Origin of the sequence: Mesorhizobium sp. LCM 4576, assembly GCF_001854815.1 — a bacterium.
Taxonomy (GTDB): domain Bacteria; phylum Pseudomonadota; class Alphaproteobacteria; order Rhizobiales; family Rhizobiaceae; genus Mesorhizobium; species Mesorhizobium plurifarium.
The window spans coordinates 18,930-42,675 of the sequence record NZ_MDDT01000027.1; the positions used below are offsets into that span (position 1 = coordinate 18,930).

A 23,746-nucleotide genomic window follows, 5' to 3' on the forward strand; every position below is an offset into this window, starting at 1 on the left:
GGGACGCTCGTCTTACGCTTCGAGTGGCCGATAACCGCCCCGCCAGTAAATCAACGCCTRCCCGGCATCCTGGGTCCTGACCGCTTCGACCGAGCCGATGACGATCGAGTGCGCGCCGCGGTCGATCATCTCGTCGAGGCTGCAGTCGAACGCGGYCACCGCACCGGCAAGCAGCGATGCGCCCGTCTTCAGCGCCGTCCATTCGGCGCCCTCGTAGCGGGCCTTGCCCTTGATGCCGCCGAAGCCGGAGAACCGCTCGGCCACCCGCTGATGCTGAGGCCCGAGCGAATTGACGCAAAAATGCCGGTAGCGCTCGATGATCGGCCAGGTCGACGAGGAGCGGTTGACACAGGCGATCACCTTCGGCGGCTCCCCTGACAGCAACACCACGGAAATCACGACGAGGCCGGTGCGGTYGTCGCCGACGCCGGCGGTGATGACACTGACATTGCCGACGATGAGCCGCATGGCGGCGCGAAAATCCGCGACGCTGACCGGGCCTTCTGCGTTGGGCATTGCCGCCTCCTCTGTTTCCTAAGCATGTCTCCTGAACGTGGGAACCGGTTTCGGGATAAAGACATGCATAAGATCAAAGCTAAAGCGCATGGAGCGAAACTGAAAGATCGCGACGCGCCTTAAGCCGCCGGCTGCATCGCGGCCGGCGGGATGCTGATGCCCCCTCTTTAGCTGCGGGACGCCGCCGGCTCGATCCGAACCGGCGTCGGCGCGCCGGTCTGGTTTTGCGCCTTGGTCGTGATGAAGACGCCGGTGGTGATGATGGCGGCGCYGAGCCAGGTCAGAAGCTGGTAATGCTCGCCCAGGAACAACGTGCCGGCGAACAGGCCGACCGCCGCCGCCACGTAGCCGATCTGGCTGAGATAGACCGGGCCGCCGACGGCCTGCAGGCGGAAGAAGAAGGCGAACATCGCCGAGGCCGACGCCACTTGGCCGGCCACCACCAGCGGCACGCCGCCGAGCGGGACGAAGGCTTGCCCGCCCAGAAGCGCCAGAATGCCGGCGACCAGGAGCGTGGCCGAGGCCAAGTGGCTGCCGACGGCAAGCTCGATCGGACCGGTGCCCTCCGGCCAGTCGACGGTGCGGTAGATGTTGCCGGCGGCAAGGCTGACCGGGATGAGCAGTCCGATCGCCACCCAGAAATAATCGGCCGGCTGGCCGGCCTCGCCGCGTGTCAGCGCGACCATCACCGCGCCGACGAAGCCGACGGCGATGCCGATGATACCGAGCAGATTGGGACGCCTGACGCCGAGCAGGATCGAGAACACCAGCGTGATGACCGGCGACAGCGTGAACATGATGCCGGTGTAGCCGGCGCCGAGATGCGGGATGGCCGAGAACATCAAGAGATTGGGAAAGGCATAGGAAATCGCCGCGGTGACGAAGAAATAGCGCAGCTTGTGCGGGGTCAGCCGGATGCGTTCGCCGCGCAAGAGGAGCGCCAAGAACAGCACGCCGCCGGCGCCCAGCGAAATGACGAAGGCCCAGACCATCGCCGGCACCCCGGCCGCGGTCGCAAGCTTGCCGAACGGCAGCGTCATGCCGAGCAGGCCGCCCGTCACGACCAAAAGACCAATCGCCGAATCCCAGAGAAATTTCATCGGGCTGTCCTGTCGCTGCGTAGCCGCTTGGCGGCCGGTTCATCTTCCGGTAAGATAGCGTAAAGATTCTTTATGTCAAGATACTTTGCGGTGAGAGATATGGATCGAGCGGGCAGGGCCATGGAGCAGTGGCGACGGGAGCGGCCGGATCTCGACGTATCGCCGATGGGCGTCATCGGGCGCCTCAACGAGGTCTCGGCGCTRATCGCGCGCGACCGGCTCGCGCCGCTCTTCGCTCGCTTCGGGCTGCAGGCCGGCGAATTCGACGTTCTGGCGACGCTACGCCGGTCGGGCACGCCCTATGCGCTGACGCCGACCGAGCTCTATGAGGCGACGATGGTGACGTCGGGCGCCATGACCGCCCGCCTCGACCGTCTGGAAAAGGYCGGACTGATCCAGCGCGCGCCACACCCCAGCGACCGGCGCGGCGTGGTTGTGCAACTCACCGCAAAAGGCCGCGAGCTCACCGACGATGCGCTCACCGCCCACGTCGCCAACGAGCACCAGATCCTTTCAGGTCTGACGAGCGAAGACCGGGAAATGCTGGCGAAACTGCTGGAAAAACTGATCGGAAGCCTAAGCTAGCCGCGCCTTAGTTCCGATCCTCCGGAAAACTCGGGATCGGCATGAACTCGACGCCGTCCTCGATAAGGCTCTGCGCCTCTTCCGGTGTCGCTTCGCCATAGATGCCGCGCGGATCGGTCTCGCCGAAATGGATCTTGCGCGCCTCCTCGGCGAACTTGTCGCCGACATAATCGGCATTCTCGCGCACCTTCTCGGCCAGCRCCTTCAGCTGCGCCAGCGCCTGCTTCTGCGCCTCGCCCATGGCCAACGCCACCTTCTCCTGCTTGCGCGAGGTCGAGACGGYCGGCGCCATCAGCGCCTTCTCGACCTTGTGCGAGCCGCAGCTCGGGCAATCCACGAAGCCGCGCTTCTTCTGGGTGTCGAAATCGTCATTGCTGCGGAACCACGCCTCGAATTCGTGCTCGTGTTCGCAGATCAGGGAAAAACGGATCAAGAGGCGGCACCCCTGAGACGCGGCGCTTCGCTTGCCCCGGCATTGACGGTGAAGTCCCGCGCATTCTTCAGATTAGGGATCTTGCGGCGCGCGGCAAGCGACTGGGCAGGATCGATCTCGGCGACGATCACGCCTGGCTCGTTATGCGCGGCCTCGGCGATGATGCGTCCCCACGGATCGACGATCAGCGAATGGCCATAGGTTTCGCGCCCATCCTCATGCAGGCCGCCCTGCGCGGCGGCGATGACATAGGCGCCGTTCTCGATGGCGCGGGCGCGCAGCAGCACATGCCAATGCGCCTCGCCGGTCTGGCGCGTGAAGGCGGCGGGCACCGTCAGCACCTCGGCTCCGGCCATCGCCTCGGCGCGAAACAGCTGCGGGAAGCGCAGGTCGTAGCAGACGGCAAAGCCCAGCCTCGTTCCGTTGACGTCGGTCACGGCCGCTTCCGTTCCCGGCTCGTAGGACGCGGATTCGCGCCAGCTCTCGCCATTGTCGAGATCGACATCGAACATATGGATCTTGTCATAGCCGGCGATCAGGCTGYCGTCAGGCGAAAACAGGAACGCGCGATTGGCAAGCTTGCCGTCGGCGCGACGGATCGCCGTCGAGCCGACATGCAGATAGATGCCGAGCTCCTTCGCCAGTCTGCGTGCCGTGGCGACGACCACGTCCTTGTCCTCGGTGGTAAAAGCGGCCGCACCGGCTTCCTTGTCGCGCACCAGCGCGCCGGTCATTTCCGGCGTCTGGACGTAGGTGGCGCCCTGGCCGGCGGCCTGCCGGACCAGGATCTCCATGTCGGCGGCGTTGCGTTCCGGACTGGTGCCCGAACGCATCTRCACAGCGGCGGCCTTGAAAACCCCCATGATCAACCCCTCGCTCCGTTGGCAAGCAACACATCCAGCCGGCCCTGCGACTCCAATTCATGGAGGTCGTCGCAGCCGCCGACATGTGTGTCGCCGATGAATATCTGCGGAAAGGTGGTGCGCCCATGCGCCCGCGAAATCATTTCCTGGCGCAATTCCGGCGAGAATGAAGCGTCATGCTCGGTATAGGTCACACCTTTGCGCTCGAGCAACCGCTTTGCGGCCGCACAATAACCGCACATCATCCGCGTATAGATCGTCACATCTACCATCGATCAGCAATCCTGCCTGCGCACGTCGCCCTACAGCTGTGCGAGAACGACATGCATCAAAACAACAAGTTAAGCACTATATAGTTGCAGACTCATCCGGCCGAAAGTCCCCCGGCAGCACACGGGCGAAAGTGAGGACGTCGACCGCACCGGCGCCGCCCCTCTTCAACGCCTTGGCGACCGCCCGCGCCGTGGCGCCGGTGGTGTAGACATCGTCGACGACCAGCACCCGTCGCCCCGCTACCTCGATTTCGGCGTGCGGCGGCACGCGGAAGGCGGCGCGCACATTCTCCTCGCGCTCGTGCCGTTCGAGCCCAACCTGCTGGCGCGTCAGCTTCACGCGCCTGACCGCGGACGGCGAGAAGGGCAGCCCGCCGAGCTTTGCAACGGCCCGTCCGAGCTCCGCCGACTGGTTGAACTGGCGTCGGAAGAAACGCCGCCAATGCAACGGCACCGGCACGATCAGGTCGGCCTCCGCGATCAGCTCCGCGCCGGCGCGCATCATCCAGTTCGCCATCCAGGGCGCAAGGTCGGTTCGATCCTGATATTTCAGCCCCTGCACCATCTGCCGCGCGACGCCCGAATAGATGACGGCCGCCCGCGCCCGCTCGAAGGGCGGCGGATCGGCGATCGCCTCGGCGGACAAAAAACCCTCGCCCATGTCGTGGGTGAAGGGCGTTCCCATCACCGGACACCAGGGTTTTTCCAGCAGTCTCAGCTTCGGCCAGCAGGCGCCGCACAAGACGCCAGGCTGCGACACRTGGCGACGGCAGCCTGCGCAGACCGGTGGGAACAACAGGCGCGCCGGCCAGGCAAGTGCCTGCCGCGTCATATCCTGGATCGCTATGGTCTTGATCTTGTGCACCGGATCGGCCACGTGAAAGGAACCTCGCGCCACCTTAACACCACTCCGGCATGCGCGGACAACAGGAAGCTTTTCATTGCAGCCCTTGATCGACACCGAGCTCTGGCTCGCGCGCAAGCGCAGGGCTCTTGCCCGCCCCGTCGAAGGCGCCGATTTCCTGATGCGGCGCGCCGCGGAGGACCTTGCCGATCGGCTGGGTGCCGTCGAACGCCGTTTCGGCAAGGCAGCGGCCATGTTCTGTCAGACATCGGCGGCGGCACAGGTGCTTGCCGACAGCGGCAAGGCCGGCGAAATCCTGCGCGTGGAGATGGACGAAGCGTTTCTGGCCGGCAATCCCGGCCTGGTAGCGCCGCCGGAGACCGTGCCGTTCGAAGAGGGCAGCCTCGATCTCGTCGTCTCCCTGCTCTCGTTGCATGCGATGAACGACATTCCCGGCGTGCTCGCGCAAATCCGCCGGGCGCTGCGACCGGACGGGCTGTTCCTCGGCGCTCTCGCCGGCGCGGGCACATTGGCGGAATTGCGCGAGAGCATGCTTGCGGCCGAGACGGAGCTATACGGCGGCGCCAGCCCGCGCATCCTTCCCTTCACCGACGTGCGCGACGCGGGCGCGCTGTTGCAGCGCGCCGGCCTGGCATTGCCGGTCGCCGATGTCGAAACGGTCGCGGTGCGCTACGATACGCTGTTCGATCTGGCTAGCGATCTGCGCGCCATGGGCGAAACCAGCCCTCTTTTCGATCGCAGCCGCCGGYCGGCCGGCAGACGCCTGTTTGCTCGCGCCGCCGAAATCTATGCCGAGCGGTTCTCGGATCCGGACGGCCGTATCAGAGCAAGCTTTTCGATCGTCTGGATGTCGGGCTGGGCGCCCGACGCCTCGCAGCAGAAGCCGCTCAAGCCCGGATCGGCCAGGGTCTCGCTGAAGACAATCCTGGAGAACCCGCCGAAAGGTTGACCGCTGCGCCTACGAAGGCCTGATCGGCTTCGTCAGGGGGAGAAGGCCTGGACCAGCCTGCTGTTATTATCGCTGAACAACCACTGTAGCGCATCCATGGCCCTGCCGACGCCACCGATGATCACCAGCGACAGCACGGTAACGATCAGACCATATTCGATGGCTGTGGCGCCCGTTTCGTCTTCAATGAATTGCTGCAGCAGGTTTTTCATCGCCATCGATCCCTCATGCAGAAATTCTAATGTCCTACCTGTTAAGAAAGGTTAACGGTAAAAGCTTAACAGCAAGTGAAACATCGCTGTGCCGCAAAATGTTAACCACGTCAGCACTCGCCGCTGCGGCTAMCGTCATTGCGGATCACGCAGATTGAACTGGGCAAGGGCTGCAGCACGCTGCGGCGCACGGTATATGTATTGAGGCGATGGCCGATCGATCCGGTCGCTGTCATGTCGAGCCCGCCGGAGAAGCCGTCGCGGGCGCTTTGCGGCCGGGTCTGGTTGTCCAGGAAAGGCGTCGCGATCAGCGCCAGCGCCACGGCGGCCGAGCCGAAGAGAAGCGTGATCCGCAGGATGCCCATGCCGGCGTCCGCCACGCGGAAGCCTCGGTCGGGCCGGATCGAGTCCCAGTCTCTTTCAAGGCTCATGCCGTGTTTCCCAATCATCGACGATCCCGCCGCGCGAAACGGCCTCGGGCAATTTTTCACGCCGAGATAAATCTTCCATTAACGCTGGCTAAAGCAGCTCCAGGAAAAGTGCGAAACAGCCGCTGCCTTCCGGAAACGGTGGACTGCCGCCGAGGCGGGCCGCAAAATCACAAAAGATCGATGAGGAACTGGATCAGCGGTGCGTCCGCCGGCGGCATCGGGTAGTCGCGCATCTGTTTTGGCCGGACCCATTTCAGCCCCTGGCCTTCCCTGGGCTGCGCGATGCCGCTGAAACGGCGGCAGACATAGAGCGGCATCAGCAGATGGAAATCGTCATAGGAATGGCTGGCGAAGGTGAGCGGCGCCAGGCACGGAATCTCCGTTTCGATGCCGAGTTCCTCATGCAATTCGCGGACCAGGCACTCCTCMGGCGTCTCGCCGGGCTCGACCTTGCCGCCTGGAAACTCCCACAGCCCGGCGAGCTGTTTACCCTCGGGACGCTGCGCCAGGAGGACGCGCCGGTCGGCGTCGACCAGCGCGCAGGCAGCGACCAGGAGCAGGCGCTTTCCGGTTGTCTTGACCTCGCTCATGCGCCCGGCGGCCGTCGATAATGGTAGCGATAGACTTCCTCGAAGCCGAGCGACCGGTAGAGCGAGAGCGCCGGTAGATTGCCGGCCTCGACCTGCAGCCAGGCTTCGCGCGCGCCGCGCAACCGCGCCCATTTCAGCGCCGAGAGGATGAGATTGCGGCCATGGCCCTGTTTGCGCGCGGACTTTTCAGTGGCGACCTCGAACAAGCCGGCGAGATCGCCGTCATGGACGCAGATCAGCGTCGCCAGCGGCTCGTTGCCGTCCTCGAGCGCGAACAGCCCCGCTTCCGGCTGAATGGCGCCGATGACCTCCGACAGGCCGGGCCGCAGCGAGGCGTCCGAGCCGCTCGTCCTGAGCGACGCGCCGATGAAGCGGCTGATGTCCTTGAGYGGTATCTGGTCCATGGCCGCGCCAAGCTCGAGGTCCTTCAGCGGCAGCCGCATGACCAGGGATTCGTCGAACCTGTTCCAGCCGCCCTTGTCGAGATGCCTGGACAGCACCTGTCCCGACAGCGGCGACATACGGAAGGTCAGCGGCCGGCCATAAGCATCGAAGCGTCTTGCGGCGCGGCCGATGCGCTCCTCGATGGCATGCGTGTCGCCGGGATCGAGCGGATTGACCGAATTCAGGCGCTTGGCGGGGAGACCGGCGGTCAGCCGCACCACCCAGGTCCCGTCATAATGGACGGCGGCCGCCGGCCAGGCGCGAAAACCCGCCGCCTCGTAGCGGCGCACGACCGCCAGCACGCTTGCCGGATGCCCGGACACCGGCGCCATCAGCTCCGATAATCGCCGTTGATGGCGACATATTCCTTGGTGAGGTCGCAGGTCCACACCGTCGCCTTGCCGCGGCCGATGCCGATATCGGCGCGGATGCGGATGTCATCGCGCTTCATATAGGCCGAGGTCGCTTCCTCCGAATAGCCCGGATCGCGCTCGCCCTCATGCGCGAGCCGATTGTCGCCGAACCAGATCGACAACCGGTCGCGGTCGGCCGGCTCGCCGGCCTTGCCGACGGCCATGACGACGCGGCCCCAATTGGCGTCCTCGCCCGCGACCGCCGTCTTGACCAGCGGCGAATTGGCGATCGAAAGCGCGATCCGCTTGGCCGAACGCGCCGATTTGGCGCCCGTGACGGTGACTTCGACCTGTTTGCGTGCGCCCTCGCCGTCGCGCACCACTTGCAGCGCCAGCGACTTCAGCACCTTGCCGAGCGCCCGGCGGAACGCGCCGAGCCGCGCGTCCTTGGGATCGGCGATCGCCGGCGCGCCGCGCGCGGCGGCCTTGCCGGTCGCGAAGATGAGCAGCGTGTCGCTGGTCGAGGTATCGCTGTCGACGGTCACCGCATTGAAGGTCTTGGCAGTGCCGCGCGCCACCAGGTCCTGCAGCACGGGGGCGGCGATCGGTGCGTCGGTGGCGATGAAGGAAAGCATCGTCGCCATGTCGGGCGCGATCATGCCGGCGCCCTTGGCGATGCCGTTGATGGTCACGTCAACGTCGCCGAGCTTGACAATCTGAGTTGCCACCTTCGGATAGGTGTCCGTGGTCATGATCGCCTTCGCCGCCTCGGTCCACAGATCCGGCTTCCCGTCCTTGACCAGGCCGGCGAGCAGGTGGCTGAATTTGGTGGTGTCGAGCGGCTCGCCGATGACGCCGGTCGAGGCCAGGAACACTTCGCTCTCGGAGCAGCCGGCGGCCTTGGCCGCCGCCTCGCCGGTCAGCGCGGTCGAAGCCTTGYCCTTCTTGCCGGTGAAGGCGTTGGYATTGCCGGAATTGACCACCAGCACGCGCGCCTTGCCGGCAGGCAGGTTCTGGCGGCAGAAGTCGACCGGCGCCGACGGGCATTTCGACCTGGTGAACACGCCGGCRACGGCCGTGCCCGGATCGAAGACCATGGCGAGCAGGTCGGTTCTGTTCTTGTATTTGATGCCGGCTTCGGCGGTCGCGATGCRCACACCCTCGATGACCGGCATCTTCGGATATTTCTTCGGTGCGAGCGGCGAAATCGTAGCGGACATCGGGACCCCGGAGCGRCAAGAACACGAAAGGAAGGCCGGTTTGCCCGATAGCGCGCGCCGGCGCAAGGGGCGTTCTGGCCGCGCCCTCCCGGCCTGGCCGGCGGCTTCGCGATTGGAAACGCGTCGTTTCGTTTCATCGCCGAAGCCAATATGATCGGCGGCAGATTCACCGGCTAAGGAAGACCTCGATGGGCGAAGCCGCCGCTCGCGGGCGCAAGTCGATCGGCGCGAAACGCAATCCCGAGAGCGCCGATGCCATCGTCAAGGCCGCCGAAGCGGTGTTGCGCGAGGCGGGCTATGCCGGCTTCTCGATCGAGGCCGTCGCCCGGCGGGCGCGGGCTGGAAAGCCGACCATCTATCGCTGGTGGCCRAGCAAGGCGGCGCTGCTGATCGAGATCTACCAGCGGCAGAAGCGCGTCGAGACGCCCGACACCGGAAACATCGAGGACGACCTGGCCGGCTTCCTCGAAAATCTGTTCGCGCATTGGCGCGACACCCCGTCGGGCAACATCTTCCGCTCGCTGATCGCGGAGGCGCAGTCGGACGAGACAGCCGCGGCGGCACTTGCCGAATATTCAAAGGGACGCCGAAGCCATACCGGCCGGATGATCGAGCGCGCCAAGGCGCGGGGCGAGGTGGCGGCCGATGTCGATGCCGGGATCGTCGCCGACCTGATCGCTTCCTTCGCCTGGCGGCATCTGCTGACCGGGCGGCTCGACGAGGACGCGGCGGCGATCCGCGCCGCCGTGCGCTACCTGGTGCGAGGGATCGGCCAGGCCTCATAATGCAAAGGGCGCCCGAAGGCGCCCTTTGCCGAACAGTCAGCTGGTGGCTGTCACTTGCCGCCTTCCAGCGTGTCGATGTCCTTCTTGAGCTTCTCGTCCGGGATCTCGACCTTGGCTGCCGCGCGCAGTTCCTTGACCATGGCGAAATACTTGTCGCGGATCACCGCCTGCTTGGCCTGGTCCTTGACGTCGTCGAAGGCCGGCGGCTGCTTGGCGCGCTTGTCCTCGAGCTTAATGACGTGCCAACCGAACTGCGTCTGCACCGGCTCCTTGGTGTATTTGCCGACATCGAGCGCGAAGGCCGCCTTGTCGAATTCCGGCACCATCTGGCCCGGTCCGAACCAGCCGAGATCGCCGCCATTGGTTTTGCCCGAGGGGTCATTGGTGTGCTCGTTGGCGAGCTTCTGGAAGTCGGCGCCGCCGTCGAGCTGCTTGATGATCGCCTCGGCCTCTTCCTTCGTCTTCACGAGGATGTGACGCGCATGCACTTCGTTGACCGGCGGCGTGTTGGCGATCTCCTGGTCGTAGCGGGCGCGCACTTCGGCGTCAGTCACCTTGTCGACCACTTCCTTCTCGACGACCTCGCCATGCAGGGCGCGCGCCTGCAGGAAAGCCATGCGGCGCTGGAAGTCGGCGTCCTTGTCGAGGCCCGCATCGACCGCCTTCTTGGCCATGACGCGGATCTCGATCGCCGCCGAAAGGGCAGCCGCGCGGCGCTGATCGGGCGGCAGTTGGGCGAACTGCTGCGACAGTTCGCCTTCGGCGAGCTGCAGATCGGCCTCGGTCAGCTTCTCGCCATTGATGGTTGCTACCACCGCATTGGGGTCGACCGGCTTCGCGGGAGCGGCGGCAGGCGCGGCAGCGTCCGCGGGCTTGGTCTCCTGCGCCATCAGCGGCGACAGGCAAAGAGCCGAGAGCCCGAAGGCCAGACCGAGGCTGGCGAGCGAGGCGCGGCGGAACGACAGGGACATCGAGATAAACTCCAATGGGGATTGCCAGTAAGGATCGCGGGAGCGAAAGGGTTCCAGATCAGTCGGATTGTGGCGGAATTTGGCGCTGCCCATGGGGCTAACGCGGCGTTGACATCGATTGAGCCCCCTCTTATCTGTCCATCGACTTGGCGTCCAGAACCGTTTTCCGGGCGCTTTTTGCGTTTGTCCGCATTCACGCGGATTTGATGGGCCCGCCCGGCGCCTGTCGCAAACGGCTAAAATTGCTATCGAAAGGACCATTGGATGGTCAGTCTCGGCGGTCTCGCCCGTAAGGTTTTCGGTTCTTCCAACGACCGCCGCGTCAAGTCGACCCGGCCCAGGGTCGAAGCCATCAACGCCATGGAAAACGAGATGCGGGCGCTTTCCGACGCCGAGCTTGCGGGGCGCACGCAAAAGTTCCGCCAGGATCTCGCCAACGGCGCTTCGCTCGACGATCTCTTGGTCCCGGCCTTCGCCACGGTGCGCGAGGCGGCCCGCCGCGTGCTCGGCATGCGGCCTTTCGACGTCCAGTTGATCGGCGGCATGGTGCTGCACAATGGCGGCATCGCCGAGATGCGCACCGGCGAAGGCAAGACGCTGGTCGCCACCTTGCCGGTCTATCTCAACGCGCTCGCCGGCAAGGGCGTGCATGTCGTCACCGTCAACGACTACCTCGCCAAGCGCGACGCCGAATGGATGGGCCGCGTCTACAAATTCCTCGGCCTGACCGTCGGCATCATCGTCCACGGCCTTTCCGACGACGAGCGTCGCGAGGCCTACGCCTGCGACGTCACCTATGCCACCAACAACGAGCTCGGCTTCGACTATCTGCGCGACAACATGAAGTATGAGCGCTCGCAGATGGTGCAGCGCGGACACTCCTACGCCATCGTCGACGAGGTCGACTCCATCCTTGTCGACGAAGCGCGCACGCCGCTGATCATTTCCGGCCCCCTCGAGGACCGCTCGGAGATGTACAACACCATCGACACCTTCATGCTGAAGCTCGGCCCGGCCGACTACGAGGTCGACGAGAAGCAGAAAACCACGATCTTTACCGAGGACGGCACCGAGAAGCTGGAAAACATGCTGCGCGACGCCGGCCTGTTGAAGGGCGAGTCGCTCTACGACGTCGAGAACGTCGCTATCGTCCATCACGTCAACAACGCGCTGAAGGCGCATCTGCTGTTCCAGAAGGACCGGGACTACATCGTGCGCAACGGCGAGATCGTCATCATCGACGAGTTCACTGGCCGCATGATGCCCGGACGCCGCTATTCGGAAGGCCTGCACCAGGCGCTCGAGGCCAAGGAGCATGTGCAGATCCAGCCGGAGAACCAGACGCTGRCCTCCGTCACCTTCCAGAACTATTTCCGTCTCTACAAGAAGCTCGCCGGCWTGACCGGCACGGCACTGACCGAGGCCGAGGAATTCGCCAACATCTACRATCTCGAAGTCACCGAGATCCCGACCAACCTGCCGGTCGCCCGCAAGGACGAGGACGACGAGGTCTACCGGACGGTCGACGAGAAATACAAGGCTATCGTCAAGGAAATCAAAGACGCCCGCGATCGTGGCCAGCCGATCCTGGTCGRCACCACCTCGATCGAGAAATCCGAGCTGCTGGCCGAGCGCTTGCGCAAGGAGGGCATCAAGGACTTCGAGGTGCTGAACGCCCGTCACCATGAACGGGAAGCGTCCATCGTCGCCCAGGCCGGCAAGCCCGGCGCCATCACCATCGCCACCAACATGGCCGGCCGCGGCACCGACATCAAGCTCGGCGGCAACGCCGAGATGCGGATCGCCGAGGAGCTTGGCGACATGCCGCCCGGACCCGAGCGCGAGGCGCGGGAAAAGGCCATCATCGACGACGTCGAGCGCCTGAAGGAAAAGGCGCTGGCCGCCGGYGGCCTCTACGTTCTGKCCACGGAACGCCACGAATCGCGCCGCATCGACAACCAGTTGCGTGGCCGCTCCGGCCGTCAGGGCGATCCGGGCCGCTCGAAATTCTTCCTGTCGCTGCAGGACGATTTGATGCGCATCTTCGGCTCCGAGCGCATGGACGGCATGCTGCAGAAGCTCGGCCTCAAGGAAGACGAGGCGATCATCCACCCCTGGATCAACAAGGCGCTGGAGAAGGCGCAGAAGAAGGTCGAGGCGCGCAACTTCGACATCCGCAAGAACCTCCTGAAATATGACGACGTCTCGAACGACCAGCGCAAAGTGGTGTTCGAGCAGCGCATCGAGCTGATGGACGGCGAAGGCCTGTCGGAGACGATCGCCGAGATGCGCGAGGGCGTGATCGAGGAGATCGTCGCCAAGAACATTCCCGAGAACGCCTATGCCGAGCAGTGGAACGTCGCCGGCCTCAAGGAAGAGGTGGGGCAATACCTCAACCTCGACCTGCCGATCGAGGAATGGGTCAAGGAAGAGGGCATCGCCGAGGACGATATCCGCGAGCGCATCACGGCCGCGGCCGACGCCGCCGCCAAGGAGCGCGCCGACCGCTTCGGTCCCGACGTGATGAACTATGTCGAACGTTCGGTGGTGCTGCAGACGCTCGACCATCTGTGGCGCGAGCACATTGTCAATCTCGACCACCTGCGCTCGGTTGTYGGCTTCCGCGGCTACGCCCAGCGCGACCCGCTGCAGGAATATAAGGGCGAAGCCTTCGAACTGTTCCAGGGCATGCTCGGCAATCTGCGCCAGGCCGTCACCGCGCAGCTGATGCGCGTCGAGCTGGTGCGCCAGGCGGCCGACGCGCCGCCGCCCGAAACGCCGGAGATGTTCGGCAGCCATATCGACGGTTCCACCGGCGAGGACGATTTCCAGGGTGGCGAGACCGCGCTTCTGATGCGTCAGGACACCAACGCCGTCGTCGCGCCGGAAAACCGCGATCCGAAGAACCCTTCGACCTGGGGCAAGGTCGGCCGCAACGAACTTTGCCCCTGCGGCTCCGGCAAGAAATACAAGCACTGCCACGGCGCCTTCGCCTGACGCCTATTTCCTTCTCCTCGCTTGCGGGGAGAAGGTGGCCCCGTAGGGCCGGATGAGGGGCAGCGCCGACGCTGATAGTTCTCGCAGAACGCCGGACTTATTTCAGGCTTTCCAGACAACTGGCCTTTACACCAGCCCCGACGCGCGCGCCGCGGCTGCCGCCTCGCCGCGCGAGATGACTTCCAGCTTCTCCAGCACCGCCGAGACGTGGTGATCGACCGTCTTGGGCGAAATCGTCAGATGCGCGGCGATCTTCTTGTTGGAAAAGCCCCGCTCTAGAAGTTCCAGCACTTCCATCTGGCGCTGCGTAAGGCCGGCTTGGTTGGCGCGCGTCGCCTGTCGGGGTCCTCTTGCGATGTGGCTGACGCCGCTTTCGCGCATGAGGCCGCGGGCGTGCTGCGCGATCGCTCTCGCGCCGAGCTCCTCGAAAATGGCGAGTGCCTCGCGCTGCGCCGCTTCGTCGCCGAGCAACAGGGCCATGGCCTGTTCGAAAGGCGCGCCCATTTCGGCCCATAGCGCGGCGGCGGCGCGCCAGTCGCCGCTCAGTTGCAGGCGGTGCGGCTCCGCCATGCGATCCATGTCGCCGGATTCGAATCCAGGCGACAACAGCTCCCGCCAGACAGCAAGCTCGCCGAACACGGCCGGCGTCGGCGCGAGGCTTTCCGCCACCGCGATCAGGCGCAAGGCTTCCTGCCTGTCGGCTTGCCCGAGCCACGCCAGTTCGGCCAGCACCCCGGCAAAGGCCACGAGGCGCTGCAGCTCCATGCCCTTGTCCAGGAACCGCCGCATCTCTTCGACGATCGGCTCGGCCGATGGGTCGCCGCGTCGGATGCGCAACCTTGCCAGCGCCACCAGCGACGGATAGCGCACAAGCGGCGTCGTTGCGTCGTCGTCGACCACCTCGTGCGCCATTGCCGCGGCATCGTTCCAAAACCCGCGGCGAAGCAGAAGCTGCGCCTGCACGCCGCGCATGTAATCGCGCCATGTCGCGAGATCGTTCTCGACGCAATAGCCGATGCCGCGCTCCAGGAACGCCGCCGCCTCCTTGAAGTTGAGCCTGTTCATCTCGACGCAGGCGCAGTTCGTGAAGGCGCGCGCCGCGTGCTCCTGGAAGTTGCCCGACAGCGCAATCCCAAGGCTGCGGGCGAGATCGCGCCGGCCCTTGGCAAAGTCCAGCCATTGTCCGGCGGCGCCGACATTGTTGAGGGCGTGGCAAAGGATGTCCGGGCGGTTGAGCCGCTCCGCCAGCTCGACTGCCTTGCCGCCAAGCAAAAGCGTGTCCTCGAGCCGCTCGGCGAGCATCGCCAGTTGCGAGAAGTTCGAATAGGCCATCGCCAGCTCGGCGCTGTCGGGGGCGGTCTCCAGGAGCTCGACCGCCTGCTCGCCGAAACGGTCCGCCGACTCGCGATCGCCGAGCAGATAGGCGAAGCGCGACAGGCACCTGAGGCTGTCGCCTTCCTTGAGCCGGTCGCCCAGCGCCTGGCGCAGCAGGCGCGCCCGGCCCTGCGCTTCCATCGCCGCGTCGACGCGGCCGATCAGGTGGCACTCGAAGGCATGGCCTTCGTAAAGCTCCGCCCGCTTCTCCATCGGCAGGATATCCGCGTAGCGCAGGGCGACCTCGTAATAGCCCGCCGCATCGCGATGCGCGCCGACGCGGGAAGCCTCACGCGCGGCGACCGGCGCGAGCTCGCGCACCACGTCCAGGTTTTGCGCTTCCACGGCATGATGCACCAGCCTTGCGGTGGCGACGTCCGGATTGTCACGCAAGGCTGCCAGGGCACGCTCATTGTACTCGCGCCGTTTGCTGGGCGTCAGCGCCATCTCTATGGCCGTGCGGGCGATCTCGTGCCGGAAGGCATAGCCGTCGCCGAAATCCTCGAGCAGGCCGTGGGCGACGCACTCGGCAAGCTGGCCGGCGGCGGCGATACCGCAAAGGCCGCTGAGCGCCCAGGCATCGGCGCGGCGCGGGAACACAGAGACCGCGTCGAGCATCGAGCGGGCGCCCGGCGACAATTTTTCGGCGCGCGCCAGCACGGCGTCCCGCACGCTTGCCGGCAAGGCGCCGCTTCCCTCGGAGGCAAGCAGCTCGGTGACGAAGAAGGCGTTGCCGGCGCTCGCCCGGTAGATCGCGCCGCCATCGCGCTCGGCGGCTTCGGCCAGCGACAGCACCGCGCTTTCGCTAARCAGCGGCACGTCGATGCGTACGACATTGCCGGCCGGGATCTCGCCGAGCGCCCGGCGCACCCGCATCTGCCCCTCGCTGCGGTCGGTGYGGGCCGTGATCAGAAGCAGGATGTGGGTGTTCGCGATACGCCGGCCGAGGAAGCGCACGAAATCGAGCGTCGCGTCATCCGCCCAGTGCAGATCCTCGATGACGAGCAGGCATGGGCCTTTCGCCTCGAAGACGTCGAGCGCCTCGGAAAACAGGGGCAGCCGTTGCACCTGGCGGTCGTCGATCGCCCGCGGCAGCTCCCACTGCCCRTTGCGCGCCAGATCGTAAAGCGGCCCCAGCGGATCCGGAATGGACAGGTCCTCGCAGGCGCTGCGAAGCACGCTCAGGCCGTCGTCCAGCCGGCTCGCGAAGGCCTCGACCAACGCCGTCTTGCCGGCGCCGGCCTCGCCCGAGACGACCACGACGCGGCCGCGGCCCGCTATTGCCTCCGCCAACAAGGCACCCATCTGCTGCAGCTGCGGCTGCCGTTCCAGAAGCATCATCGCTCTCTCGCGGAATTCCATCGTGGCGGGTCGCCGCCGCGATAGCGTGGGAGACAGCCCTAAAATGTGACATTCCACACATTAAGGTGCCATCTTCCACATAAAACGTCCCAAAGATAGGGAATCGTCCCGGCCAATATGGGGAATGGCTCCGATGCGCGGCCTTGCCCGAAATGGTGATATCCGCCTCGCTCGAAACGAGCGCAGGCAATTCCAAGGAAAACCGCGTAGCGGTTGAGCTCGGCGACTTCGCCATGGCCTTCCGTCTGGAATTGCGTGGAGATTTGCAATCCGATCACTGAAAGGAACGACGATCGTGCCACGTTATCTCGTTGAACGCACCTTCCCGGAAGGCCTGAACGTACCGATGAACGATGCCGGCGCCACCGCGATGGGCGGCGTCATCGCCCGCAATGCCGAGAAAGGCGTGACCTGGGTGCAATCCTTCGTCTCGCCCGACAAGTCGAAGAGTTTTTGCATCTATGACGCGCCCTCGCCAGAGGCGATCCGCAGCACCGCGCAGAAGAATTCGCTTCCCGTCGACAAGATCACGGAGGTGCGGGTTCTCGACCCCTACTTTTATCGCTGACCGGGCGGACCGTGTCGGGCAGATCGGTCCCGTCGCCGGCGGACCTGACGCCGTGCCGGATAGCGAGGGTACATCCGCCGCGGCGTACGCGGCCTCGCCCCGGCGTGGCTACATGCGACGGGCCCTGTCGGCGCTGCTTTCGCCCTTGTGGAACCGGCGCCGCCTTCTGCCGCCTCAGGACGACTATTTGAAACGCGACATCGGCCTCGAAGAGCGCGAGATGCCGCGTGAATACTGGGAATACTGGTGGCATCACCGCTGATCCCGCTTCGTCGGGATCAGCATCCATTCCTTTTCATCGACAGGCGCAGCTGACGTCCGGCCTTCGCGGTCCCCGTTTGCGCGCCTCAACCGCATTGGGAGACATGAAATGACCAATCACAATTTGACCGGATGCCTTGTCGGCGCCACTGCCGCGATCATCATGATGATGGCGGGCGCTGCCACGGCGGAAGCCGTCAATCCGCTCGCCGAAAAGGTGCGGGCGCTGGACAGCCGCTTCGAGGACGTCGCGGTGGCGAAGGCCGAAGGCTACGCGCCGATCCCTTGCGCTAGCGGCCTCACCGGCGGCGCYATGGGCATCCATTACGTCAACGCCGCCTATCTGAAGGACGACGCCGTCGACGTCGCCAAGCCGGAAGCGGTGATGTACGAACCGATGGCCGACGGCACGCTGAAGCTGATCGCGGTCGAATACATCACCGCGAAAGGTCCAGCCTCGCTCGAAGGCCATCTGTTCAACTTCAACACGGCCCCCAACCGCTACGGCCTCGGCCCGTTCTACGAATTGCATGTCTGGGCCTGGAAGCAGAACCCGACCGGCGCCTTCGCCGACATGAACCCGAATGTGTCCTGCGACGCGATGAAGGGGATGTGAGAGGCGCCTCTTCCTTCTCCCCGTTTCACGGGGAGAAGGTGGCCCGAAGGGTCGGATGAGGGGCGGCGCCGGCAATTGCGATTGGCCGCCGCTCGTAGTCTGACAGAGGATGATCACTCTGTTTGGGAACCCTCCCGCAAAGAACCTCTTCGACACGCGGTTCATCCCAAATTTCCAAGGCCGGCTCCGCCCCTCATCCGCCTGCCGGCACCTTCTCCCCGTATATGACGGGGAGAAGGAAGCACCCCACCCAACCGTTTCTTAAGGTGTTTCGGGTAGACCAAAACCTTGGAAAGAGGCGGAAAACGGAGAGTATTCGGGGTGCGCTTTTCCGCGGCGACGACTGCCGGGCGGTTCCTGCCGCAGCGCTGGGCGCTGCGCATGCGGCCGCTGCTTGGCCGCATCGATGCCGCGCTGTTCACCGCCGACGAGCGCGGMGAAGCCGGGCGCATGTCGCTGATCGCCTTTTTCATCCGCATCGTCAGCGCCTTGATCGCCTTTGTCAGCCAGGTGCTGATGGCGCGCTGGATGGGATCGTTCGAATACGGCATCTCGGTGCTGGTCTGGGTGACGATGGTCATCGTCGGCAACCTCGCCTGCCTCGGCTTCCACACCTCGGTCATCCGCTTCATCCCCGAATATCGCGAGCGCGGCATGCTGGCCGAGCTGCGCGGCATCGCGCAGGCGAGCCGCCTCTTCGTGCTCGTCGCCTCGACGCTGGTCGCGGGGCTGGGCGCGCTTGGCGTCTGGCTCGCCTCCGACTGGATCGAGAACTACTACGTCATCCCCTTCATCCTCGGCGTCATCTGCCTGCCGATGATCGCGCTCGGCGATCTCCTGCAAGGGCTGGCGCGCGCCAATTCCTGGGCGCTGCTGGCGTTGTCGCCCACCTATCTGGTGCGGCCGGTGCTGATCCTGGCGTTCATGGCCCTGATGCTTGGCCTGCACTACTTGCCCGACGCCAGGACCGCGATCTTCGCCTCGATCGCCGCCACCTACGTCACCACGCTCGGCCAGCTGATGGCCGTCACCTCGCGCATGGAAAAGAAAATTCCGCCCGGACCGATGAGGGTGCATTTCGGCCAGTGGATCMTCGTCTCGCTGCCGATCTTCCTGGTCGAGGGCTTCTTCTTCCTGCTCACCAACGCCGACGTGCTGATGGTGGGCGCCTATCTCGATCCCAATGACGTCGCCGTCTACTTCGCCACGGTGAAGACGCTGGCGCTGGTGCATTTCGTCTATTTCGCGGTCAAGGCCGGCGTCGCCCAGCGCTACGCCCAGTTCACCCATGGCGAACCGCATCGGCTTGCCGCCTTCGCCCGCGAGACCGTCTCCTGGACCTTCTGGCCCTCGCTGCTGATGGCGCTGCTGGTGCTGGCGTTGGGYGAGCCGATGCTGGTGCTGTTCGGTCCCGAATTCACCGCCGGCTATCCGCTGCTCTTCCTGCTTGTGCTGGGCGTCGTCGCGCGCGCTGCTGTCGGCCCCTGCGAGAGCCTGCTCACCATGAGCGGCAACCAGAACATCTGCGCCGCCGTCTATGCCATGACGCTTGCGCTCAACATCGGCCTCAACGTGATCCTGATCCCGCTCTTCGGCCTCTGGGGCGCGGCGATCGCCACCAGCCTCGCCATGGTCTTCGAGGCCAGCGCGCTCTCCTTCACCGTCTGGCGCAAGCTCGGCATCGTGATGGCGATCTTCGTGCCTGCAAAGAAGGAAATTGCCTAATGGCCGCCGTCCCGTTGCTCGAAGAGACCAGCGGCGGCCCCGCCGGCGCCATGGTCTCCAACCTTGCCGGCCTCGCGCGCGAGGCCGACCCGGCCCATATCGAGCTCTTCGCCAGCAACCGGCCGGAACGCAAGCTCGCCATTTATCCGGCCTCGGCCGGCTTCGACCTCGTCGAGGAGCTCGACTATCTCAGCGCCCGCGCGATCGAGCCCAACGTCTTCTTCAACCCGCGCTTCCTGGCGCCGGCGATGCCCAGGCTGGAAGACCGCGAGGTGCGGCTGGCCGTCATCCGCGACGGCGACGAGTACCGCAACCGGCTGCGGCTTCTGGTGCCGTTCTCGGTCGAGCGGCCGGCGATCCCGCTCGGCGTTCCGGTGATGCGCACATGGTCGAGCCCGTTCGGCCCGCTCGGCACGCCCCTGGTCGACCGCGACGATCCCATCGGCGTCATCGAGGATTTCTTCTCGATGCTGTCGAGGCCGCATCTCAAGCTGCCAAAAGTCTTCGTGCTGCCCGATATGCGCCTCGACGGTCCGGTGGCGAGCCTGCTCACCTCCTTTGCCGACAGCCGTGGCTTGACCATGGTGACCACCGGCAAGGTCGAGCGCCCCGTGCTGGAAAGCAGCGCCGATGGCGAGGAATACCTCAAGGCGTCGCTGCGCGCGCATCACTACCGCGAATTCCGCCGCCTGAAACGGCGCCTTGCCGATCAGGGCAAGCTCGAGCACGTCGTGGCGCGCGGACCGGACGAGATCCGCCACGCCATCGAAAGCTTCCTGACGCTGGAAGCGGCCGGCTGGAAAGGCCGYGAGCGCACCGCGATGGCGATCGACCGCTACCGCGCCGCCTTCGCCCGCGAGGCTGTTCACCGGCTGGCCGAGCAGGACATGTGCCGCATCCACCTCCTGACGCTCGACGGCCGCACCATCGCCTGCCTGATCGTCTTCGTCGAGGCCGGCGTCGCCTACACATGGAAGACGGCCTATGACGAGGCGCTTTCCGCCTATTCGCCGGGCACGCTTTTGATGATCGAGGTGACCACGCAGCATCTCGACGATCCCAACATCGTCATGACCGATTCCTGCGCGGTTCCGGACCATCCGGTGATGAGCCGGCTGTGGGCGGAGCGCAAGCCGATGGGCACGCTGGTGGTCGGGCTGACGCCGGACGCCGACCGGCTGGCCCGGCAGGCGGCCTMGCAACTGCACCTCTACCGCGAGACCCGCAACATGGCGCGCATCCTGYGCAACCGCATGCGGAGCCTCTTGAAAAGGCGCTAGATCAACGGCGGGGCACAAGCTATGGGTCCGGGCGGCGAATTCAGGGCCGGCCTTCACCACGAAACATTCCAAATGATCGATACCGTCCTGCGCTTCGCCCGCCTTTGTGCGCCGCTTGTCCTGCTCGCCCTGTTTCCGGCTCGAGCCGTCGCCGATACCTGCCCGGAGGATTGCACCGATCCGCCGCCGACCCCGGTCAACATCTACAGCCAGACCACTTCCGGCCATCTGAGCCCTGCCACGGCCGGCGCGCTGCCGCGCGTCTATGTGCCGAACCGCTCCTCCAACTCCGTCTCTGTGATCGACACCGTAACGCTGAAAGAGATCGACCGCTTCAATGTCGGCAGCAAGCCGCAGCATGTCGTGCCGTCTTGGGATTTGAAGACGCTGTGGGTCGCCAACAATGGCACCGGCAGGAACGGCAGCCTGACGCCGATCGACCCGATGACGGCCAAGCCCGGCCAGCAGATTCCTGTCGACGACCCCTATAATCTCTATTTCATGCCGGACGGCAGCGCGGCAATTGTCGTCGACGAGGCGATGAAGCAGCTCGATTTCCGCGACCCGCACACCATGGCATTGAAATCGAGCCTGCCGACGCCGACCTGCCCCGGCATCAACCATGCCGATTTTTCGGTTGACGGCGCTTACGCGATCTTCACCTGCGAATATGGCGATGGCGGCCTGGCCAAGATCGACCTGAAGAACCAGAAGGTGCTCGGTCATCTCGACCTGTCGAAGATGGGCATGCCGCAGGACATCCGCCTCTCVCCCGATGGCAAGGTCTTCTACGTCGCCGACATGATGAATGAYGGCGTCTTCCTGATCGACGGCGACAGTTTCAAGGAAATCGGCTTCATCCCGACCGGCATCGGCGCGCATGGCTTCGTCGTCAGCCGCGACGGCAAGCGCCTCTATGTCTCGAACCGCGGCTCGCACAAGATGGAGCAGGGCAAGGCCAAGGGCCCGGGCAGCGTGACGGTGATCGACTTCGCCACCCGCGCCGTGGTCGCCCAATGGCCGATCCCCGGCGGCGGCAGCCCCGACATGGGCAATGTCAGCGCCGACGGCAGGCAGCTCTGGCTCTCCGGCCGCTTCGACAGCGACGTCTACATGATCGACACGACGAGCGGCGCCGTGACGAAAATCCGCGTCGGCGTCGAGCCGCATGGGCTGACGGTGTGGCCACAGCCCGGAAGGTATTCGCAAGGGCATACGGGGAATATGCGGTAGCGAGCCAAAAACAACATGCTTTTACTGGCGCATTCCGATCCATAAGGGTGCATAAGGGCGGACCGATTGCCGCCGCGGATTATGTCGGCCAGCGTCAGCTACTTGCCCGCCAGCGCCGGGACAGTCTTTGGGGACAACGCTCGCAACCGAAGTGATGTTGCTCACYACCTCGTTGTCTTCGTTACTAGCCATCATGGTCGAATAGGGAGTCATGTGAGACCCCTATTACTTCAGAAGATTTGCGAGCCGTCAGCTCTCCAACGAATGGATGCTCGCTCTTGTCACAATGAGCAATGTTTGATTACGTCTGATTTTTTTCGAAGCAGGGGTTGGCACATGTCGAGCGCATCAAGCATCGCATCTGAGATCGAACGTGTGGTTCGCAACGAACTTGACGACTGCGAGCGCGCAATCAAAAGCGACAATAAAACGCGCGCTCTTAGCGAGGTCGACGACGCCATGAGAAAACTGAAGCGCCTAGCGGATGAAGTCCGACGCCTAGGGCGCTGACCATCAATCGATGTCGGCTGCTTCACCCTCCGGCCGCTCTACAATTTTGACCATTTCAGGAGGAGGCTGCCAGATGGAGTCTGAGCAAACCAGCACGTTCAAGGACGGCGTTACCTACATCGACTGGGATATTGTCCGCAAAAAGCGCTTCGCACAGAATGTTGTGCCGCCGCGGCCGTCAGACTGGCCAGGCAATGTTACGTCGGTGAGTATTGCCGGGCTTGGGCTTATCGGAATCGACGAGACGACGAACGAGCTGTTCTGGGACGGCAAGCGGCTCATAACCGAGAAGCGCTTTGCTGACTATGAGCGGCGACTAGCTGTAATCGGCCTAGTGATCGCCGGCGTTGGCGTTGCCGCCACTGTCATTCAGGCATGGGCGGCGGTCGTTGCTCTTCCATAGATCGGGAAGCGAAAGACGCAGGACTGAACTGAGCAGCTAAAAGTTAGACCGGATAGCCGTTCAAATGCAAAAGGGGCAAGATCGATGTGGGACACCACAAAGGATGTGGCGTCATTTCTCGCGAATTTGGCGGCCATAGTTACGGCAATTGTTGCGATTTGGGCCTGGGCGAGATTTCTTTGGCACGCAAAGCRCAGGCGGTGGAGACTAGAAAGCTATCTCAGACATCAGCGGGAAAATTCTGGGGACGCTGGGATGCGGAGCGTCCTACATCTTATGTCCAACCTAGCGATGACGGAGGAACAAATTTACTCTGCTGCCTTTGCCAGCGAAAAGGTGACTGCCGTACCGCTGGCAGACGATAAAGGCTTCGCAAAAGATATCCTGTTTCTCTACCAGATGCCGATACCAGGTAGATACTCGCCACGCTGAGGGCAAAACTTCACCTGCTGCGGAATTGAATTGGGACCTTTCGCCCGAAGCCTGAAATTTCCAGCCCCTCGCCGGTCACCCAGTCTGAGGCAGCGGTGCGCAGAAGAGCGAAAGCCCACAAACTGGGAGCCCTCAACTGAAAATTTGGTGCCCCTAGCCGGGATCGAACCAGCACTCCTTGCGGAACTCGATTTTGAGTCGAGCGCGTCTACCAATTCCGCCATAGGGGCTCAGGCCGGGCGGCCTGGATGGGCGCGGACTATACGGGCGGATGGGTGTTCGTCAACTGGCCTGTTGCGGATTTGCCCGCGCAAACGGCGGCATTGCCCACCTCTCGGCCATCGTGGCCACGCGGGACATTGTGCGGCGCGGAAAATCTTTCTAGACAGACGAAGC

The 23,746-nt window shown here is 64.5% G+C and carries 24 protein-coding genes and 1 tRNA gene; 11 read left to right on the forward strand and 14 right to left on the reverse strand.

The window, feature by feature from the left end:
- Nucleotides 1-12 precede the first annotated feature (12 nt).
- Both LCM4576_RS18075 and LCM4576_RS18080 read right to left on the reverse strand, forming a co-directional pair.
- Nucleotides 13-516, reverse strand: coding sequence for a flavin reductase family protein (locus tag LCM4576_RS18075; RefSeq protein WP_071033543.1), 504 nt, complete (start codon nucleotides 514-516; stop codon nucleotides 13-15).
- A gap of 167 nt (nucleotides 517-683) precedes the next feature.
- Nucleotides 684-1,616, reverse strand: a complete 933-nt coding sequence (locus tag LCM4576_RS18080; protein ID WP_071033545.1) for a DMT family transporter — start codon at nucleotides 1,614-1,616, stop codon at nucleotides 684-686.
- 99 nt (nucleotides 1,617-1,715) lie between these two features.
- Here LCM4576_RS18080 and LCM4576_RS18085 point away from each other — a divergent pair, with 99 nt between their 5' ends.
- Nucleotides 1,716-2,201 carry a MarR family winged helix-turn-helix transcriptional regulator gene (locus LCM4576_RS18085; protein WP_071033547.1) on the forward strand — a complete coding sequence of 162 codons (486 nt, stop codon included), beginning with the start codon at nucleotides 1,716-1,718 and terminating at the stop codon, nucleotides 2,199-2,201.
- Between the two features lie 7 nt (nucleotides 2,202-2,208).
- Here LCM4576_RS18085 and LCM4576_RS18090 read toward each other — a convergent pair whose 3' ends face one another.
- The 4 genes from LCM4576_RS18090 to LCM4576_RS18105 all read right to left on the reverse strand — a co-directional run bounded on the left by LCM4576_RS18090 (nucleotide 2,209) and on the right by LCM4576_RS18105 (nucleotide 4,646).
- Nucleotides 2,209-2,634, reverse strand: a complete 426-nt coding sequence (locus LCM4576_RS18090; RefSeq protein ID WP_071033549.1) for a DUF1178 family protein — start codon at nucleotides 2,632-2,634, stop codon at nucleotides 2,209-2,211.
- Nucleotides 2,631-3,497 carry a carbon-nitrogen hydrolase family protein gene (locus LCM4576_RS18095; protein ID WP_071033551.1) on the reverse strand — a complete coding sequence of 289 codons (867 nt, stop codon included), beginning with the start codon at nucleotides 3,495-3,497 and terminating at the stop codon, nucleotides 2,631-2,633. Before LCM4576_RS18095 ends, LCM4576_RS18090 begins: the two co-directional genes overlap by 4 nt.
- A 2-nt stretch (nucleotides 3,498-3,499) precedes the next feature.
- Nucleotides 3,500-3,769, reverse strand: coding sequence for a glutaredoxin 3 (gene grxC / locus LCM4576_RS18100; protein ID WP_071033553.1), 270 nt, complete (start codon nucleotides 3,767-3,769; stop codon nucleotides 3,500-3,502).
- A gap of 76 nt (nucleotides 3,770-3,845) precedes the next feature.
- Nucleotides 3,846-4,646 (reverse strand): ComF family protein, encoded by an 801-nt coding sequence (locus LCM4576_RS18105; protein WP_071033554.1) that lies wholly within the window; start codon nucleotides 4,644-4,646, stop codon nucleotides 3,846-3,848.
- A 64-nt stretch (nucleotides 4,647-4,710) separates the two neighbouring features.
- Here LCM4576_RS18105 and LCM4576_RS18110 point away from each other — a divergent pair, with 64 nt between their 5' ends.
- Complete coding sequence (locus tag LCM4576_RS18110) at nucleotides 4,711-5,583, forward strand: methyltransferase domain-containing protein (RefSeq protein ID WP_071033556.1); 873 nt, start codon at nucleotides 4,711-4,713, stop codon at nucleotides 5,581-5,583.
- 32 nt (nucleotides 5,584-5,615) lie between these two features.
- On the opposite strand, the gene LCM4576_RS18115 is transcribed toward LCM4576_RS18110, so the two are convergent.
- The 5 genes from LCM4576_RS18115 to argJ all read right to left on the reverse strand — a co-directional run bounded on the left by LCM4576_RS18115 (nucleotide 5,616) and on the right by argJ (nucleotide 8,833).
- On the reverse strand, nucleotides 5,616-5,801 hold the full coding sequence (locus LCM4576_RS18115; RefSeq protein ID WP_082047341.1) for a Flp family type IVb pilin: 186 nt from the start codon (nucleotides 5,799-5,801) through the stop codon (nucleotides 5,616-5,618).
- 104 nt (nucleotides 5,802-5,905) lie between these two features.
- Nucleotides 5,906-6,226, reverse strand: a complete 321-nt coding sequence (locus tag LCM4576_RS18120) for a hypothetical protein (RefSeq protein WP_071033558.1) — start codon at nucleotides 6,224-6,226, stop codon at nucleotides 5,906-5,908.
- Nucleotides 6,227-6,393: 167 nt separating this feature from the next.
- Nucleotides 6,394-6,816, reverse strand: coding sequence for a (deoxy)nucleoside triphosphate pyrophosphohydrolase (locus tag LCM4576_RS18125; protein ID WP_041011337.1), 423 nt, complete (start codon nucleotides 6,814-6,816; stop codon nucleotides 6,394-6,396).
- Nucleotides 6,813-7,592, reverse strand: a complete 780-nt coding sequence (locus LCM4576_RS18130) for an N-acetyltransferase (protein WP_198540265.1) — start codon at nucleotides 7,590-7,592, stop codon at nucleotides 6,813-6,815. The genes LCM4576_RS18125 and LCM4576_RS18130 overlap by 4 nt, the downstream gene beginning before the upstream one ends.
- The gene (gene argJ, locus LCM4576_RS18135; RefSeq protein WP_071033560.1) at nucleotides 7,592-8,833 is read right to left on the reverse strand and encodes a bifunctional glutamate N-acetyltransferase/amino-acid acetyltransferase ArgJ; all 1,242 of its coding nucleotides are present in this window, start codon (nucleotides 8,831-8,833) and stop codon (nucleotides 7,592-7,594) included. Before argJ ends, LCM4576_RS18130 begins: the two co-directional genes overlap by 1 nt.
- Before the next feature lie 188 nt (nucleotides 8,834-9,021).
- On the opposite strand from argJ, the gene LCM4576_RS18140 reads away from it, so the two are divergent.
- Nucleotides 9,022-9,618, forward strand: a complete 597-nt coding sequence (locus tag LCM4576_RS18140; RefSeq protein WP_041011335.1) for a TetR/AcrR family transcriptional regulator — start codon at nucleotides 9,022-9,024, stop codon at nucleotides 9,616-9,618.
- Nucleotides 9,619-9,668: 50 nt separating this feature from the next.
- On the opposite strand, the gene LCM4576_RS18145 is transcribed toward LCM4576_RS18140, so the two are convergent.
- The gene (locus tag LCM4576_RS18145; protein WP_071033562.1) at nucleotides 9,669-10,589 is read right to left on the reverse strand and encodes a peptidylprolyl isomerase; all 921 of its coding nucleotides are present in this window, start codon (nucleotides 10,587-10,589) and stop codon (nucleotides 9,669-9,671) included.
- Between the two features lie 264 nt (nucleotides 10,590-10,853).
- Here LCM4576_RS18145 and secA point away from each other — a divergent pair, with 264 nt between their 5' ends.
- Nucleotides 10,854-13,586 (forward strand): preprotein translocase subunit SecA, encoded by a 2,733-nt coding sequence (gene secA / locus LCM4576_RS18150; RefSeq protein WP_071033564.1) that lies wholly within the window; start codon nucleotides 10,854-10,856, stop codon nucleotides 13,584-13,586.
- 126 nt (nucleotides 13,587-13,712) lie between these two features.
- On the opposite strand, the gene LCM4576_RS18155 is transcribed toward secA, so the two are convergent.
- Nucleotides 13,713-16,301 (reverse strand): LuxR family transcriptional regulator, encoded by a 2,589-nt coding sequence (locus LCM4576_RS18155; RefSeq protein ID WP_244510834.1) that lies wholly within the window; start codon nucleotides 16,299-16,301, stop codon nucleotides 13,713-13,715.
- 316 nt (nucleotides 16,302-16,617) lie between these two features.
- On the opposite strand from LCM4576_RS18155, the gene LCM4576_RS18160 reads away from it, so the two are divergent.
- The 7 genes from LCM4576_RS18160 to LCM4576_RS18185 all read left to right on the forward strand — a co-directional run bounded on the left by LCM4576_RS18160 (nucleotide 16,618) and on the right by LCM4576_RS18185 (nucleotide 22,918).
- The gene (locus LCM4576_RS18160; RefSeq protein WP_040989229.1) at nucleotides 16,618-16,890 is read left to right on the forward strand and encodes a DUF4242 domain-containing protein; all 273 of its coding nucleotides are present in this window, start codon (nucleotides 16,618-16,620) and stop codon (nucleotides 16,888-16,890) included.
- A 112-nt stretch (nucleotides 16,891-17,002) separates the two neighbouring features.
- Nucleotides 17,003-17,152 (forward strand): hypothetical protein, encoded by a 150-nt coding sequence (locus tag LCM4576_RS36535; protein ID WP_157900451.1) that lies wholly within the window; start codon nucleotides 17,003-17,005, stop codon nucleotides 17,150-17,152.
- 162 nt (nucleotides 17,153-17,314) lie between these two features.
- Complete coding sequence (locus LCM4576_RS18165; protein ID WP_052468089.1) at nucleotides 17,315-17,767, forward strand: hypothetical protein; 453 nt, start codon at nucleotides 17,315-17,317, stop codon at nucleotides 17,765-17,767.
- Between the two features lie 321 nt (nucleotides 17,768-18,088).
- The gene (locus LCM4576_RS18170; RefSeq protein ID WP_071033567.1) at nucleotides 18,089-19,492 is read left to right on the forward strand and encodes a lipopolysaccharide biosynthesis protein; all 1,404 of its coding nucleotides are present in this window, start codon (nucleotides 18,089-18,091) and stop codon (nucleotides 19,490-19,492) included.
- A complete protein-coding gene (locus LCM4576_RS18175) occupies nucleotides 19,492-20,772 on the forward strand; it encodes a GNAT family N-acetyltransferase (RefSeq protein ID WP_071033569.1) in 1,281 nt (426 codons plus the stop codon). Before LCM4576_RS18170 ends, LCM4576_RS18175 begins: the two co-directional genes overlap by 1 nt.
- Before the next feature lie 72 nt (nucleotides 20,773-20,844).
- A complete protein-coding gene (locus tag LCM4576_RS18180; protein ID WP_071033727.1) occupies nucleotides 20,845-22,005 on the forward strand; it encodes a YncE family protein in 1,161 nt (386 codons plus the stop codon).
- 583 nt (nucleotides 22,006-22,588) lie between these two features.
- Entirely contained in the window at nucleotides 22,589-22,918 is a 330-nt protein-coding gene (locus LCM4576_RS18185) for a hypothetical protein (RefSeq protein WP_083361422.1), read from the forward strand.
- Nucleotides 22,919-23,495: 577 nt separating this feature from the next.
- Here the strand turns inward: LCM4576_RS18185 and LCM4576_RS18190 are convergent.
- Nucleotides 23,496-23,580 (reverse strand) — tRNA-Leu (locus LCM4576_RS18190).
- Nucleotides 23,581-23,746: the final 166 nt, after the last annotated feature.

Coding starts and splice junctions, on each gene's coding strand:
- LCM4576_RS18115 (WP_082047341.1), bottom strand. CDS start 5,801: ATGGCGATGAAAAACCTGCTGCAGCAATTCATTGAAGACGAAACGGGC.
- grxC (WP_071033553.1), bottom strand. CDS start 3,769: ATGGTAGATGTGACGATCTATACGCGGATGATGTGCGGTTATTGTGCG.
- LCM4576_RS18145 (WP_071033562.1), bottom strand. CDS start 10,589: ATGTCCCTGTCGTTCCGCCGCGCCTCGCTCGCCAGCCTCGGTCTGGCC.
- LCM4576_RS18185 (WP_083361422.1), top strand. CDS start 22,589: ATGGAGTCTGAGCAAACCAGCACGTTCAAGGACGGCGTTACCTACATC.
- LCM4576_RS36535 (WP_157900451.1), top strand. CDS start 17,003: ATGCGACGGGCCCTGTCGGCGCTGCTTTCGCCCTTGTGGAACCGGCGC.